General features: G+C 73.6%; 14 protein-coding genes and 1 tRNA gene. 6 read left to right on the forward strand and 9 right to left on the reverse strand.

Features of this window, described 5'->3' with window-relative positions; genetic code table 11:
- Positions 1-38: 38 nt before the first annotated feature.
- Positions 39-1,517 (reverse strand): glycerophosphodiester phosphodiesterase family protein, encoded by a 1,479-nt coding sequence (locus IEW03_RS02515; protein ID WP_188522087.1) that lies wholly within the window; start codon positions 1,515-1,517, stop codon positions 39-41.
- 188 nt (positions 1,518-1,705) lie between these two features.
- Between IEW03_RS02515 and IEW03_RS02520 the strand changes: the two genes are divergently transcribed.
- A tRNA-Ser gene (locus IEW03_RS02520) sits at positions 1,706-1,795 on the forward strand.
- A gap of 107 nt (positions 1,796-1,902) precedes the next feature.
- Here IEW03_RS02520 and IEW03_RS02525 read toward each other — a convergent pair.
- Positions 1,903-2,274, reverse strand: a complete 372-nt coding sequence (locus IEW03_RS02525) for an NUDIX domain-containing protein (protein WP_188522088.1) — start codon at positions 2,272-2,274, stop codon at positions 1,903-1,905.
- Between the two features lie 59 nt (positions 2,275-2,333).
- Between IEW03_RS02525 and IEW03_RS02530 the strand changes: the two genes are divergently transcribed.
- Positions 2,334-2,660 (forward strand): hypothetical protein, encoded by a 327-nt coding sequence (locus tag IEW03_RS02530; protein ID WP_188522089.1) that lies wholly within the window; start codon positions 2,334-2,336, stop codon positions 2,658-2,660.
- Positions 2,661-2,666: 6 nt separating this feature from the next.
- On the opposite strand, the gene IEW03_RS02535 is transcribed toward IEW03_RS02530, so the two are convergent.
- The 3 genes from IEW03_RS02535 to IEW03_RS02545 all read right to left on the reverse strand — a co-directional run bounded on the left by IEW03_RS02535 (position 2,667) and on the right by IEW03_RS02545 (position 4,970).
- Positions 2,667-3,104 carry a hypothetical protein gene (locus IEW03_RS02535; protein ID WP_188522090.1) on the reverse strand — a complete coding sequence of 146 codons (438 nt, stop codon included), beginning with the start codon at positions 3,102-3,104 and terminating at the stop codon, positions 2,667-2,669.
- 115 nt (positions 3,105-3,219) lie between these two features.
- A complete protein-coding gene (locus tag IEW03_RS02540) occupies positions 3,220-3,831 on the reverse strand; it encodes a dihydrofolate reductase family protein (protein ID WP_188522091.1) in 612 nt (203 codons plus the stop codon).
- Between the two features lie 74 nt (positions 3,832-3,905).
- A complete protein-coding gene (locus IEW03_RS02545) occupies positions 3,906-4,970 on the reverse strand; it encodes a serine hydrolase domain-containing protein (RefSeq protein ID WP_188522092.1) in 1,065 nt (354 codons plus the stop codon).
- Positions 4,971-5,053: 83 nt separating this feature from the next.
- Here IEW03_RS02545 and IEW03_RS02550 point away from each other — a divergent pair, with 83 nt between their 5' ends.
- Both IEW03_RS02550 and IEW03_RS02555 read left to right on the forward strand, forming a co-directional pair.
- Entirely contained in the window at positions 5,054-5,596 is a 543-nt protein-coding gene (locus IEW03_RS02550) for a PadR family transcriptional regulator (RefSeq protein WP_188522093.1), read from the forward strand.
- 90 nt (positions 5,597-5,686) lie between these two features.
- Positions 5,687-6,337: a PAS and ANTAR domain-containing protein gene (locus IEW03_RS02555; protein ID WP_188522094.1), complete on the forward strand. Its 651-nt coding sequence runs from the start codon at positions 5,687-5,689 to the stop codon at positions 6,335-6,337.
- On the opposite strand, the gene IEW03_RS02560 is transcribed toward IEW03_RS02555, so the two are convergent.
- The 3 genes from IEW03_RS02560 to IEW03_RS02570 form a co-directional block, all read right to left on the reverse strand.
- The gene (locus IEW03_RS02560; RefSeq protein ID WP_188522095.1) at positions 6,334-7,038 is read right to left on the reverse strand and encodes an ANTAR domain-containing protein; all 705 of its coding nucleotides are present in this window, start codon (positions 7,036-7,038) and stop codon (positions 6,334-6,336) included. The genes IEW03_RS02555 and IEW03_RS02560 overlap by 4 nt on opposite strands.
- 82 nt (positions 7,039-7,120) lie before the next feature.
- Positions 7,121-7,792 (reverse strand): ANTAR domain-containing protein, encoded by a 672-nt coding sequence (locus IEW03_RS02565; protein ID WP_188522096.1) that lies wholly within the window; start codon positions 7,790-7,792, stop codon positions 7,121-7,123.
- A gap of 65 nt (positions 7,793-7,857) precedes the next feature.
- Positions 7,858-9,144 carry a glycosyltransferase 87 family protein gene (locus IEW03_RS02570; protein ID WP_188522097.1) on the reverse strand — a complete coding sequence of 429 codons (1,287 nt, stop codon included), beginning with the start codon at positions 9,142-9,144 and terminating at the stop codon, positions 7,858-7,860.
- Positions 9,145-9,292: 148 nt separating this feature from the next.
- On the opposite strand from IEW03_RS02570, the gene IEW03_RS02575 reads away from it, so the two are divergent.
- Positions 9,293-10,654: an Nramp family divalent metal transporter gene (locus tag IEW03_RS02575; protein WP_188522098.1), complete on the forward strand. Its 1,362-nt coding sequence runs from the start codon at positions 9,293-9,295 to the stop codon at positions 10,652-10,654.
- A 12-nt stretch (positions 10,655-10,666) separates the two neighbouring features.
- Here the strand turns inward: IEW03_RS02575 and IEW03_RS02580 are convergent, their stop codons facing one another.
- Complete coding sequence (locus tag IEW03_RS02580; protein ID WP_188522099.1) at positions 10,667-11,155, reverse strand: NUDIX hydrolase; 489 nt, start codon at positions 11,153-11,155, stop codon at positions 10,667-10,669.
- 212 nt (positions 11,156-11,367) lie between these two features.
- Here IEW03_RS02580 and IEW03_RS02585 point away from each other — a divergent pair, with 212 nt between their 5' ends.
- Positions 11,368-12,612, forward strand: coding sequence for an acyl-CoA dehydrogenase family protein (locus tag IEW03_RS02585; RefSeq protein WP_188522100.1), 1,245 nt, complete (start codon positions 11,368-11,370; stop codon positions 12,610-12,612).
- Positions 12,613-12,691 lie beyond the last annotated feature (79 nt).

The raw sequence follows: 12,691 nt of genomic DNA on the forward strand, positions 1-12,691 counted from the left end.
CGAGCCTACGTCGCGTCCCTCGACGGGGCGGCCTCGCGTCAGCGCACCCGGTCGAGCTGCAGGTGGTCGAGGTTCCAGTTCTGGAACGCGTCGTCGGGCAGGCTCACGCGCACGGTGTGCCGGCCCTGCGTGAGGTGCTGCACGACGCCGCTGGCCTGCACCTCCTGCTTGTCGTGGCTCGTGGTGCTGAGCACGTCGACGCGCTCGCTCTCCGGGCCGCCGTCGAACGACACGGTGTAGACGCCGGCGGGTGTGTACGGGGAGGAGACCCGCGCGGACAGCTCGTAGCGTCCCGTGCGGGGGACGTCGACCTCGTACGTCAGCCACTCGCCGCCGCGCAGCCACGAGACGCGCACGTTGCCGTCGGCGTCGGAGATGTCGACGTCCTCGCCCGGCCGCATGTCGAGGTTGCCGCGGTTGCCGGCGTCGACGTCGTGGTAGGCGACGCCGGCGCCGCCGGGCGCGAAGTCCTCCGCCTGCACGCGCACGCTGCCGCGCGGGACCGCGTCGCCCTCGCCGGTGCGGAGCCAGCGCTCGATGGCCTCCACGTCGTCGGTCTGGACCATCGACGCGCGGAAGGTCGTGACGAGGCGCTCCCAGCCGCGGCTCGGGTCGACCAGCGACGCCTCGTCGGTCAGGTGGTCGGCGAGGCCGTCCCACATGGAGTTGGCCCACACCCGCGCCTCGCCGGCCATGCGCTCGAGGAACGGCGCCCGCGCGACCGCGTCCTGCTCGGTGCCGAACACGACCTCGTAGCCCACGGGCTGGTCGTCGCCGAACTCGTCGAACGAGGCGAGGTTGTCGTCGCTGATCATGTGCAGGTAGAGCGCGTCCGGGTGCGACTCGCGGAAGGCCTGCACCTCGTCGACCGGCGCGTCGGACTTGAACAGGCCGTTGCGCACCGTGCCCGTGTCGACCAGGACGTCCCAGATCTCCTCGCGCGCCGGCCAGCCCTTGTCGAGGTTGACGAGCCCGCGGTCGGCGACGAGCTCCATCGCCTCCGCCAGGGTCGGGACGCGCTCGTCGGTGAGGGCGGTCTGCGCGCCACCGAGGTGCTCCTTGAGCCGCAGCTCCTTGATCTCGGCCAGCGTGAAGGACGACACCTCGCCGGTGCCGTCCGTCGTGCGGTCCACCGTCGTGTCGTGCATGAGGACGGGGACGCCGTCCGCGGTCAGGCGCACGTCGAGCTCGACGATCTCCGCACCGTCGTCGAACGCGGCCTCGATGGCGGGCAGCGAGTTCTCGGGCGCCACGCGCCACTGGCCGCGGTGCGCGGCCGTGAGGATCTTCGCGTTCTTGCCGTGGTCCAGCAGGTCGCGGTACGCGCGCTCGGCGTCCGTGCGCCCGCCCTGGCCGTTGCCGCCGAACGCGAGGGTGGATGGTGCCTTGTCGGTGGTTGGGGCGGCCTCGGCGCCGCCGGTCGAGGTCGCGGCCGTCGTGCCGCCGACCGCCGCCGCTGCGGTGAGCGTGACGGCGAGAGCGGACGTGACCGTGCGGCGGAGTCGTGTGGAAGCCATGCCTCGGACGCTAGAGGCCGCAGGATGATCGGCAACCGCACCCGCGCGACCAGCAGGTGAAGACTGGCCGAACAGGTCGGACGCCGCTCGTCCGCCGGCCGGGACCGGCGGCGCGTCGGCACGTCAGGCCACGATTTCGGGTCTGCCGCTCCATTGGGTATCCTCGGACGGCCGGTTCTTCCGGCGGAGGTAGCGTGTCCGAGCGGCCTAAGGAGCACGCCTCGAAAGCGTGTGTGGGTGAAAGTCCACCGTGGGTTCAAATCCCACCGCTACCGCCAGGTCGACAGACCAGCACGAAGGCCCCGCACCAGCAGGTGCGGGGCCTTCGTCGTCGCGGCAGGCGCCCTGAGCAGTCGGGTCCAGGTGACTCCACCGCCTGCGCGGCTCACACGGCGCGGACGGCCCGCCGATAGATCTCCGGCAGTGCGATGGCGTCGAGCTCGTCGAGCGGCGTCCACCGGAGCGCCTGGTGCTCCTCCGAGACCGTGACGGCGAGGTCACCGTCAGACGCGCACTCGTAGGCCACGATCAGCACCGTCCGGCCGGGCACGACCTCGAACGTGTCGGCGAGGAGCAGCCGCCCGGCGCGGACGTGGAGCGCGGTCTCCTCGGCGAGCTCGCGGACGACGGTCTCGCGCGGACGCTCGCCGTCCTCCAGCTGACCGCCGGGGAGCTCCCACTCACCGCGGTCGTTGAGGCACAGCAGGACGGCGCCTCGCACGATCAGCACGCCTTTGACCGACACGACCCATCGCATACCGTCACCGTAGGCGCGGCCATCGGGGCGCGGACACAGAAAGCAGGAGACGGCGACACATGAGCTCGCGACACGTGACGGGCCCCCACGACGACCAGGGCCCGGGCCTGCTGCAGGGAGCGGCCGTGGTCGGCGTCGCGCTCATCCAGGCTGGACTCGTCGGGCTGGTCGTCAGCACGTGGTGGCGGCACGCCGGCAACATCATCCAGGCTCCCGAGATCGGCTCGGCGCTGTGGCACGTCCTCACCGCGGTGCTGTTCGTCTGGGTGCTCGTCGCCGAGATCCGCGGCCTGGTGCGGGGGAGGAAGACGCCGCTGCTGGTGGTCTCCCTGGCGACCGGCGCGATGGTCGTCGTCGTCCTGCTCGAAGCCCTCGGGCCCCGTTAGCGTCCGTCAGCCGACGACGTCGATCCGGGCGAACGGGTTCTTCGCGCACCCGATGCTCGGGTCGATGTCACAGACGGTCTTGGCGCCCTCGAGGCGCAGGGATATCTCCGCCTTGTCCACAGGGAAGTCGTCGGGGACTCGGAAGGTCCCCTCGGCGTCGCCGTCGCTGCTCGGGTCCAGGACGCCGAGATCCGCCGAGAGATATCCCTCGTCGGGATCGTCGGCGGGCGTCTCCGATCGGATCCGGACCTGGTAGCGAGCCTGGGCGGGCAAACGCGTCTCGCAGTCGACGCCGTCGTGGTTGCCCACGGTCTCGACGTGCACCTCGCCGCCGGGCGAGACGCGTTGCGGCGTCACGACCGGGTCTTTGGGCGTGCAGTACGCCGTCGGCGCGACGGCGTCGACCAGGGCGCAGGCCGAGGTCGCCAGCAGTGCGAGTGCCACGGAGGCCCCGACCGTCCAGCGAGCCGTGCGGCGCCCGGGCGGGCCAGGAGACGTCTGCGTCGGCACGGGACCAACCTAGCCAGCCCGCGCGCACACCACGACAGGACCGCGACGGTCACCGATCGAGGTCGTAGACCACGTGCACGGCGTCCGATGACGGCGTGACGCTCCGCTGGACCAGCGCATGCCGTCGTGCGCCGGTGAACAGCGGGGTGCCGGACGCGAGGACGACCGGGGAGATGTGCAGCCGCAGCTCGTCCAGCAGCCCGGCGTCCAGTGCGGACCCGACGGTGGCGCCGCCGCCCATGAGGACGACGTCCCGGTCGGCGCCGGCGCTCTGGGCGGCGGCACGGGCCGCGGTCGTCGCCTGGGCCACGGCGTCGCGCAGGCCCGTGGTGACGAACGTCCAGAACGGCAGCCGGGTGGTGGTGGGCGGGTCGCTCGTGACGACGAAGAACGCCGGCGTGGCCGCCTCGCTCCCGCCGTAGCCGAGCTCGTCGGTCCAGCCGTGCGGGCCGTCGACGATGTCGAACAGCCCCCGGCCGAGGACGACCGCGCCGGTGGCGGCGGTCGCCGAGCGCAGCAGCGCCCGGTCGACGGGGTCGTCGCTGAACACCCACGTGTGCAGCGCCTCCCCGCCGTCGCCCAGGCCGTTGTCGAGGCCCGGGTCGGGCCCGGTGACGAACCCGTCCAAGGAGATCGAGATCTCGCCCACGGTTCTGGTCATGCGGGATAGACGGCCGTGACGGCGACGAATCATCGCGGTCTCTGCGCGCCAGCGCGCCGGGACGCGGTCTCCGCTCAGGTCTCGGCGAGCAGGCGGGCGATGCGCGCGTGCGTCATGAAGCTCTGGTTCATCCGCGAGTACGCGTGGAAGTTCAGGATCACGTGGGCCCGCTGGCGCGGGTAGAAGAACATGTGCGTGGCGAAGTGCCCCAGACCTCCGACGGGCTCGGGGAGCCCGCGCAGGAACGGCGGGGTGAACTCGCCGAACCGCACGGTCACCATGCCCGCGCCGTAGTGGATGCCGCGGCGCCGACGGTGCCGGGGCGTCGTCATCCACGCCAGCGTCTCGGGGGAGACGAGCCGCCCGTCGTGCAGCGCGCGTTGGAAGCTCACCAGGTCCGCGGGCGGCGCGACGATGCCGCCGCCGGCCCAGTCGAGGCTGATGCTGAGCGCGCGGCTGAGCTCGTGCCTGCCGAGCCAGAACGGCGCGACGTCGAGGCCGGCGAGGTCGGCGGGGGTGCGGGCGTCGCTGTACGGGGTGGAGCTGCGCCCCATCCCGGCCGGCTCGAAGACCCGCTCGCGCAGCTGGGCGTTGAACGTCTCTCCGGTGGCCTCCTCGACGATGCGGCCCATCAGCACGAACACGGTGTCGCTGTAGCGGAACGTCTCGCCCGGGCGCCCGACGGGCGGCAGGTGGTGCGTCTCCGCGAGCAGGGCGGCGGGCGACCAGTAGCGGTCGGGCAGGGCTGCGACGGACCGGGTGGAGACGGCCGTCCGCGTGCCCCGGGGAGGTTCGAAGAAGTCGGGCAGGCCGCTGGTGTGCGTGAGCAGGTGCTCGACGGTGACGTCCGCGGCGACGTCGACACCGGGCGCGGCGGGCAGACCGTCGAGGTCGGACGCCGGCAGCAGCTTGCCCACCGGGCTATCGAAGCCGAGGCGGCCCTGCTCGACCAGCTGCGCCACCACCGTCGCCGTCATCACCTTGCCGACGCTGGCCGTGTGGAACGGCTGCGAGCCGCCGGTCTCGAGCTCCAGCCCGGGCGCGACGACGAGCACCTGGGGCGGTGGCATCACCGAGCGCCGGCGTCCCTTGCGCTCCAGCGACGCCCGCAGCCGGTCGACCTCGTCCTGCCGTGCCATGACGTCTCCCTCGTCGGCGCGATAACTCTCATAGACATGTCTACTAGATAGGTCTCTGAGGGTCAACGGTCTAGGGTCGCCCCATGGCGCACGTGATCCTCGGTCTGCTCCTGCTCCGGCCGCAGAGCCTCTACGACCTCGTGAAGAGCTTTGAGGCCGGCGTCTCGCTCTTCTACAGCGCCAGCTCCGGCAGCATCCGCCGCGCGCTGGAGTCGCTGCTGACCCGCGGCCTCATCGAGGTGGCCGAGGTCGCCCCGGACGCGCGCGGCCGCAAGACGTACCGGGTGACCGACGCGGGCGCTGCCGAGTTCCGGGCCTGGATGACCGGCCCGATGACGGGGCCCGACGCCGAGGCGGCCGCCCTGCCCCGGCTCTTCTTCCTCGGCCTGCTGGAGCCCGACGAGCGCGGCGACGTCCTGTCGCGCATCACGGCGCGGGTCGAGAAGGACCTCGCGCGGCTCGAGGCCGTGCGCGAGCAGCTCGACGGCCAGGAGATCCCCGAGGAGTTCGGCGACATCTACCCGTTCCAGCGCGCGACGCTGGACTACGGGCTCGCCTCCGCCCGCTTCGCGCGCGAGTGGTTCCAGCGGTTCGCGGCGGACCACCCGGGGCGAGCCGCGGGCTGACGAACGGTCGCGCACCGGGGCGCTCGGCGCTAAAGTCGTCCCGCCGGTCGAGCCAAGGCTGGTCCGCTTTCAGCCGTGTCGGAGGCGACCGTGCTCGCAGATACCACCGCGACCCAGGAGCCCTCGGGGTTCCGGTCTCCCCACCTGGTCGGCCGATTCCGCGTCGAGCCGTCGACCGGCCGTTGGGCCTGGTCGGACGAGATCTACCACCTGCACGGGTTCGAACCGCACGAGGTCGTGCCCACCACGGACCTCGTGCTCGCGCACACCCACCCGGACGACCGCGAGGGGTTCCGGGACCTGCTCGGCTCGGCGAGCCGCAGCGGCGCCGCCTTCTCGAGCGTGCACCGGGTCGTGACCGCCAAGCGCCGTGAGCTCACGGTCACCGTCGTCGGGTGCGCGCGCCCTGCGGCCGCCGCGGCGCGGTCCACGGAGATGACGGGCTACTTCGTCGACCTCACCACCGCGGTCGCCGAGCGCGCACGGGAGCGCGCCATGGCGGACATCCGCGCCGCCGCGGCGAGCCGAGGGGCGATCGAGCAGGCCAAGGGCGTGATCGCCGTCCTGTTCGACGTCGAGGCGGACCATGCGTTCGAGATGATGCGCAAGGCGTCGAACGACCACAACGTGCCGGTACGGGAGCTGGCGCAGCAGGTGGTCGACGTCGTGCACCGTCGGGAGATCGACCGCCGGGCCGCCATCGACCTGCTGCTCGGCGTCGGGCGCCCCTCCGGGCGCTAGGAGTCCTCGGTCCGGGTCTCCAGCGCGTCGGCGTCGTCGGTGAACGTCAGGCGTCGTGACACCACCGCGTCGGCGACGTCCTGCAGGGTCACGCCCTCGGAGAAGGCGTGCGCCCGCAGCACGACGAGCGCGTCGGGCGGCGGGATGCGCAGGAGCGCGGCGACCATGCCCATCGCCTGCTGGACGCGGGCACGCGACGCGCCCCCGAGCTGGTCGGCGTCCGCGAGCACGGCCGTGCCCACCGCGTCCGCGAGGAACTGCGCGTCCTCCAGGCCTCGGGCGAGGTGCTCGGCGGTCACGTACAGCCCCAGCACGCCGACGGCCTGACCCGCGACGCGCACGGGCACGGCATACCACCAGGCGGGCCCGCCCACGGTGCCGGCCAGGTGGGAGAACACGGGGAACTCGTCGTCGGCGACCGGGGCGTCGCGCAGCGGGGCGACGACGATCCGGTCGTCCAGGAGCGCCTGCCTCCCGGGTCCTTCGCCGAGCACCTCCTGGAGGCTCTCGATCTCGGCGACCGTCCGGTCGGAGGTCGTGACGGTCAGTTGCTCGCCCGGCCCGGCCGAGAGCGTCAGCGTGCCGCCCTGCGCGCCGAGGACCGTCACGCACGCCCGGCACATGCGTGCCGCCACCGACAGGTCGGCGTCGACGGTCGACAGCGTCCGCGCGAACAGGCCCAGCAGCTCGGAGGTGTTCACAGCTCGCTCCGTCCTGTCGCTGTCCGTCAATGTTCCCACCGATCGCCGGCCCACGCGTCGTCGCGAGGAGCGGCCTGACGCGTCAGCGGTCGGTGCCGCCGACCGCGTCCCCTTCACCGCCGATGACGAGCGACCGCAGGATGCTCTCCGCGACCGCCCGCTCGGCGAGGCCCCGCTGCCCGGCCGCCGACCGCAGCAGGCGCCGCGCCTCCTCCTCGGTGCAGTCGTCGGAGACCATGATCACGCCCACCGCCTGCTCGACCGCCGCCTCGTCCGACATCGTGCGGTAGAAGCCGGCGACGGCGTCGCCCAGGTCCGCGAACTGCAGCTGCAGGCGCACCGCGTCGGCCGCGAGCCGGGCCGAGGCGGACGCGGCGTCGGCGAGCCCGGCGGGCCACTCGCCGTCGTCGACCGAGTACACGTTGATGGCGACCCGGACGCCGGGCCCGACCGCGGCCGGCACCGCCAGCGCCTTGGCGAAGCCCTCGCGCGCGGCCGCGGTGGACCACGCCTCCCACGCGGGCGGCGCCGTCGGGACCGACGTCGAGAGGACGACGTCGTCGCGCATCGCGTCGATGCACGGCCCCGTGTCCGCCCTGGCCTCGGCCTGGTCGCACCGTCCCGCCCCGGGTGTGCTGCTCCCTGCGCGGAGCGAGACCCCGTGCTCGCGGAGGGTGATGCTCGCCTCGACGCGGTGGCCGAGGACGAGCGCCGCGCGCTGCGCGTACTCCTCGAGGTATCGCAAGAGGGCCATGGGAGGCACCGTACGCCCGGGGGCGGCAGCCGCCATCTCGTCGTCGCGGGCGGGCGTCGCTCCGGTCACGACGTGACGCCCTCACGGCGTGCCGCACGGTGGCGGCCGAGCTCGGCCAGGCGCCAGACGGCGCCGGCGAGCAGCACCACGAGCCCGGCGTTGCGCAGGGCCTCGACGACGACCATCCACGCCTCGCCGTCCAGGAACGGCCCGTACGCGACGGGGTACACCAGATAGGTCGCGAACGCGACGGCCAGCACGCCCACGGCGGGCGGCGCCCAGATCCGCCTCGTGCCGGGAGCGGAGAGCGCGAGCGCCGCGGCGAGCGGCGGGCCGACCCAGGCGACGAACTGCGGCGACCCGACCTTGTTGAACACGATGAGCGCCAGCAGGAGCGCGGCCGCGCCGAGGAGCAGCACCTCGCCGCCGTGGCCGGGGCGTCGTCGTGCCGCCCACCACACGAGGGCCGCGAGGGCCAGGGTCGCCAGGGGCAGCACCCAGTCGAGCACCCCGGCCAGCCGTTGCGCGGCGGCCCCCGGCACCTCGTAGGTGAAGATCTCCTCGTTGTACTCGAAGCGCACGCCCGGGTCCCACAGCCGCGCGACGCTGAACCACGTGGCCGCGACCGACTCGGCCTGCAGCGTGCGGGCGTCCTGCTGGCCGAACACGCTGAGCGCGCGCGTGCCTGCGCCGCCCGCCACGGCCAGCCCGACGACGACCACGCTGACCGCCGCGCCGGGCACGACGACGTGCCGCCACAGGTCGGCGCCCCGCCGCCGGGTGGCGGCGAGCGCGACGACCACCGCGCCGGGCGCGATCTTGATCCAGGCGCCGGCGGTCGCGACGGCCGCCGCCAGGGCCGGTCGTCGTCCCGCGAGCACGAGCGCGACCAGGATCAGCGGCGCGATGACGCCGTCGAGCCGGCCGAGGAAGATCGGGCCGAGGGCCAGGAGGAACGCCAGCCACCACCACGCGCCCAGCACCCCGCGGGGCGTGGCGCGCACCAGCACGACGACCGCGACGGCGTCGAGCAGCACGACCATCGCCGTCCACGCGATCTCGTAGCCGAGCAGGCCGGAGGTGAACAGCGCCGGGAGCGTGACGGGCACGAGCGCGCCCGCCGGGTAGACCCAGTCGAAGTCCAGCACCGGCCACTCGCCGGTGGCGAGGCCCGTGCGCGCCCACCACTCGTACAGCGTGACGTCGCCGTAGATCGTGTTCGCCCAGCCGATCGCGTCGCTCACCAGCCAGGCGTGCACCACGACGAACCCGAGCGCGAGCAGCCAGCGCGACCGGAGGACGGCGGGGCCGCTCCGGCGTCGGCGTGCGGGAGCGGGCGCGGCTGAGGGCACGCCGCCATCGTGTCAGACCGCCGCCGCGCGCCGGGGCGAGCGCGGCGCCCGCGGACGGAGATGCGAGATACGGGCGTCACCGTCTAGGGTTTCGGATACCCGAAACCTCCCGTGGTGATGGCGCCACGGCCGACCCGCAGGAGCATGCATGCCCCGACCCGGTCCCGTCCCGGCGACCTCCGTGTCCGGCCCGCCCCCGGGGGGGCCGCCGCGAGGCGGTGGAGAGCGCGGCCGCGGCCACGGGGTGCGCACCGCGCGGTTGGTGACCCTCCTCGGCCCGGCGTTCGTCGCCGCGATCGCGTACGTGGACCCGGGCAACGTCGCCGCGAACCTCACGGCCGGCGCCCGGTTCGGCTACCTCCTGGTGTGGGTGCTCGTCGCGGCGAACGCGATGGCGGTGCTCGTGCAGTACCTGTCGGCGAAGCTCGGCGTCGTCACGGGCCGGTCGCTGCCCGAGGTGCTCGCCGACCGGATGTCGCGGCGCGGGCGCGTCGCCTACTGGGTGCAGGCGGAGGTCGTGGCGATGGCGACCGACCTCGCCGAGGTGATCGGCGGTGCCATCGCGCTGCACCTGCTGTTCGGGGTGCCCCTGGTGCTGGGTGGCGTCATCACGGGGGTCGTCTCGATGCTCGTGCTGACCGTGCAGCAGCGGCGCGGCCAGCGCGTCTTCGAGTCGGTCGTGACGTCGATGCTCGTCGTGCTCACGATCGGGTTCTGCGCCGGCCTGTTCTTCGCGCCGCCGGACCCGGGGGCGGTGCTGCAGGGCCTGGTGCCGCGGCTCGACGGGCCGGAGTCCGTGCTCCTGGCGGCGTCGATGCTGGGTGCCACCGTCATGCCGCACGCGATCTACCTGCACTCCTCGCTCGCGCGCGACCGGGTGCGGCACGACGCGCGGGTCCGGGAGGCCCGCCGGCTCGCCCGCGGGGACGTCGCGGCCGCCGGCGAGCCGCAGGTCACCACCATCCGTCGCCTGCTCACGGCCACGCGGTGGGACGTCGTGGCGGCGCTCGTCGTCGCGGGCGGGGTCAACATCGCGATGCTGCTGCTCGCGGCCGCGAACCTGCCCGGCCGCACGGGCACGGACTCGATCGAGGGCGCGCACGCCGCGATCGCCGAGTCGCTCGGGCCCGTGGTCGCGGTGCTCTTCGGGGTCGGGCTGCTGGCCTCCGGGCTCGCGTCGACGTCGGTCGGCGCGTACGCCGGGGCCGAGATCATGGCGGGGCTGCTGCGCGTGCGCGTCTCGCTGCTGACCCGGCGCCTGGTCACCCTCGTCCCCGCGATCGTCCTGCTCGCCACGGGGATCTCGCCGACCTGGATGCTCGTCATCAGCCAGGTGGTGCTGAGCTTCGGCATCCCGTTCGCGATGATCCCCCTGGTCCGCGTCACCCGGGACGCCCGGCTGCTCGGGGAGCACCGCAACGCGCTGGGCACGCAGGTGGCCGCGTGGGTCGTGGCGGGCGTGATCGTCGCGCTCAACGTCGCGCTGCTCTGGCTGACGTTCACCGCCTGAGCGCGAGGTGCTTCACCGCCGGCCCGCGACGGCGGCCTCCAGGCGGTCGACGAACGTGGCCTGGGCGCGGACGACGGCGCGGCGTGCGTCGTCGGGCGTGAACCAGGCGACGCGGTCGATCTCGGGGATCTCGAGACGCCGTCCCGAGCGTGGTGGCCACTCGATCTCGACGGTGTTGCTCCGGGCCTGGTCGAGGTCCGGGCCCGGGGGCGGCCACTCGCGCGCCCAGGCGAGGACGCGCTTGCCGGACCGCTGGCGCACCTCTCCGAGGTCGACGTCGGGGGTCGACGCCGGCGGTAGCGGCAGGCCGAGCTCCTCGGCGGCCTCGCGCAGCGCCGCGGCGTGGGGCTCCTCGTCCGGGTCGAGCTCGCCCTTGAGGACCGACCATGCCCCCTCGTCCTTGCGTGCCCAGAACGGGCCGCCCATGTGCCCGAGCAGGACCTCGATCTCGCTCCCCGGCGCCGTCCGGTAGAGCAGCAGCCCCGCGCTCGTCGTCGCCATCGCCCCAGTCTCACGCGCACCGCCGCGTGCCGCCCCGTGAGGGCGGCGTCGGACGGGCCGACAGAGTGAGACGGAGTATCGCTTGACTTGAGACGCGGTCGCGGTCCACGATGGAGGGAGACCGGCGTCGTCATTCCACCAGCCTTGTGGCGGCGCCGGTCGTTCTCCTTCTCCACCGGGCCCGCTCGGACCCCCGCGCAGAGAGGTCGTCGATGACCCGCAACGCCCCCGTCATGCCCGGCGTGACCGCCCCCGACTACGACGTCTCGCAGCCGCTCGACCTCGACTACGTCGGCGCGTTCGCCGACATCGGCACCGAGGCCCGTGCGCACCAGCTCGCCGTGCGCGAGTTCGTCCAGGACGAGGTCCTGCCCGTCATCGACGGCTACTGGGAGCGCGCCGAGGTGCCGTTCGACCTCGTCAAGAAGCTCGCCGAGCGCGACTTCCTGCGCGACGGCGTCGACGTGCCCGGCCGCCCGCGCGTGAGCTTCATGGCCGAGGGCCTGGCCAGCATGGAGATGTCGCGCGGCGACGGCTCGGTCGCGACGATCTGCGGTGTCCAGGGCGGGCTCGCGCTGCGCTCCATCGTCATGCACGGCTCGCCCGAGCAGGTCGAGAAGTACGCCGAGCCCATGGCCCGCGGGGAGATCCTCGGCGCGTTCGCGCTCACCGAGCCCACCCACGGCTCGGACTCCGTCTCGCTCGAGACGACCGCCCGCAAGGAGACCCGCGACGGCGTCGAGGGCTACGCCATCAGCGGCGAGAAGAAGTGGATCGGCTTCGGCTCCTGCGGCGACATCACCGTCGTCTGGGCCCGCCTGGTCGGCGACGACGGCGACAACCAGGTGCACGGCTTCATCGTGCCGCAGGACGCGCCGGGCTACACCGCCACGACCATCGAGGGCAAGGTGTCGCTGCGTGCCATCTGGCAGGCGCACATCCTGTTCGACGACGTCTTCGTCCCGGCCGACGCGGCGCTGCCGAAGGCGACGTCCTTCAAGGCGACGGCCGCCGTGCTGTTCGCGACCCGACTCGCCGTCGCCTGGTCGGCGGTCGGGCACGCGATCGCCTGCTACGAGGCGGCGGCCGCGTACTCGACGCAGCGCATCCAGTTCGGCCGGCCGCTGGCGAAGAATCAGATGGTCCAGGAGCGGCTCACCCGCATGCTGTCGCTGGTCACCCAGATGCAGCTGCTGGTCGCGCAGATCACGCGCCTGGCCGACGCCGGCACGCTCACGGGCGAGCAGGCGTCGCTGGCGAAGTACACGACCACGCGGCAGGCCCGTGAGGTCGCGTCGATCGCCCGCGACATGCTCGGCGGCAACGGCATCCTGCTCGGCAACCGCGTGGCGCGGCACTTCGCGGACCTCGAGGCGCTGCACACCTACGAGGGCACCGAGTCCATGCAGGCGCTCATCGTGGGCCGCGACATCACCGGCGTCTCCGCGTTCGCCTGAGACGCAGCGCAGGGTGGGGGCCGAGGGACGAGGCACGCGCCCGGAGCGGAGTCGTGGGTGAACGCGGCAGAGAGTGCAG

This window comes from Isoptericola cucumis (assembly GCF_014635665.1).
GTDB lineage: Bacteria > Actinomycetota > Actinomycetes > Actinomycetales > Cellulomonadaceae > Isoptericola > Isoptericola cucumis.

Coding starts and splice junctions, on each gene's coding strand:
- IEW03_RS02525 (WP_188522088.1), bottom strand. CDS start 2,274: ATGCGATGGGTCGTGTCGGTCAAAGGCGTGCTGATCGTGCGAGGCGCC.
- IEW03_RS02575 (WP_188522098.1), top strand. CDS start 9,293: ATGCCCCGACCCGGTCCCGTCCCGGCGACCTCCGTGTCCGGCCCGCCC.
- IEW03_RS02540 (WP_188522091.1), bottom strand. CDS start 3,831: ATGACCAGAACCGTGGGCGAGATCTCGATCTCCTTGGACGGGTTCGTC.
- IEW03_RS02515 (WP_188522087.1), bottom strand. CDS start 1,517: ATGGCTTCCACACGACTCCGCCGCACGGTCACGTCCGCTCTCGCCGTC.
- IEW03_RS02545 (WP_188522092.1), bottom strand. CDS start 4,970: ATGGCACGGCAGGACGAGGTCGACCGGCTGCGGGCGTCGCTGGAGCGC.
- IEW03_RS02530 (WP_188522089.1), top strand. CDS start 2,334: ATGAGCTCGCGACACGTGACGGGCCCCCACGACGACCAGGGCCCGGGC.
- IEW03_RS02565 (WP_188522096.1), bottom strand. CDS start 7,792: ATGGCCCTCTTGCGATACCTCGAGGAGTACGCGCAGCGCGCGGCGCTC.
- IEW03_RS02550 (WP_188522093.1), top strand. CDS start 5,054: ATGGCGCACGTGATCCTCGGTCTGCTCCTGCTCCGGCCGCAGAGCCTC.
- IEW03_RS02580 (WP_188522099.1), bottom strand. CDS start 11,155: ATGGCGACGACGAGCGCGGGGCTGCTGCTCTACCGGACGGCGCCGGGG.
- IEW03_RS02585 (WP_188522100.1), top strand. CDS start 11,368: ATGACCCGCAACGCCCCCGTCATGCCCGGCGTGACCGCCCCCGACTAC.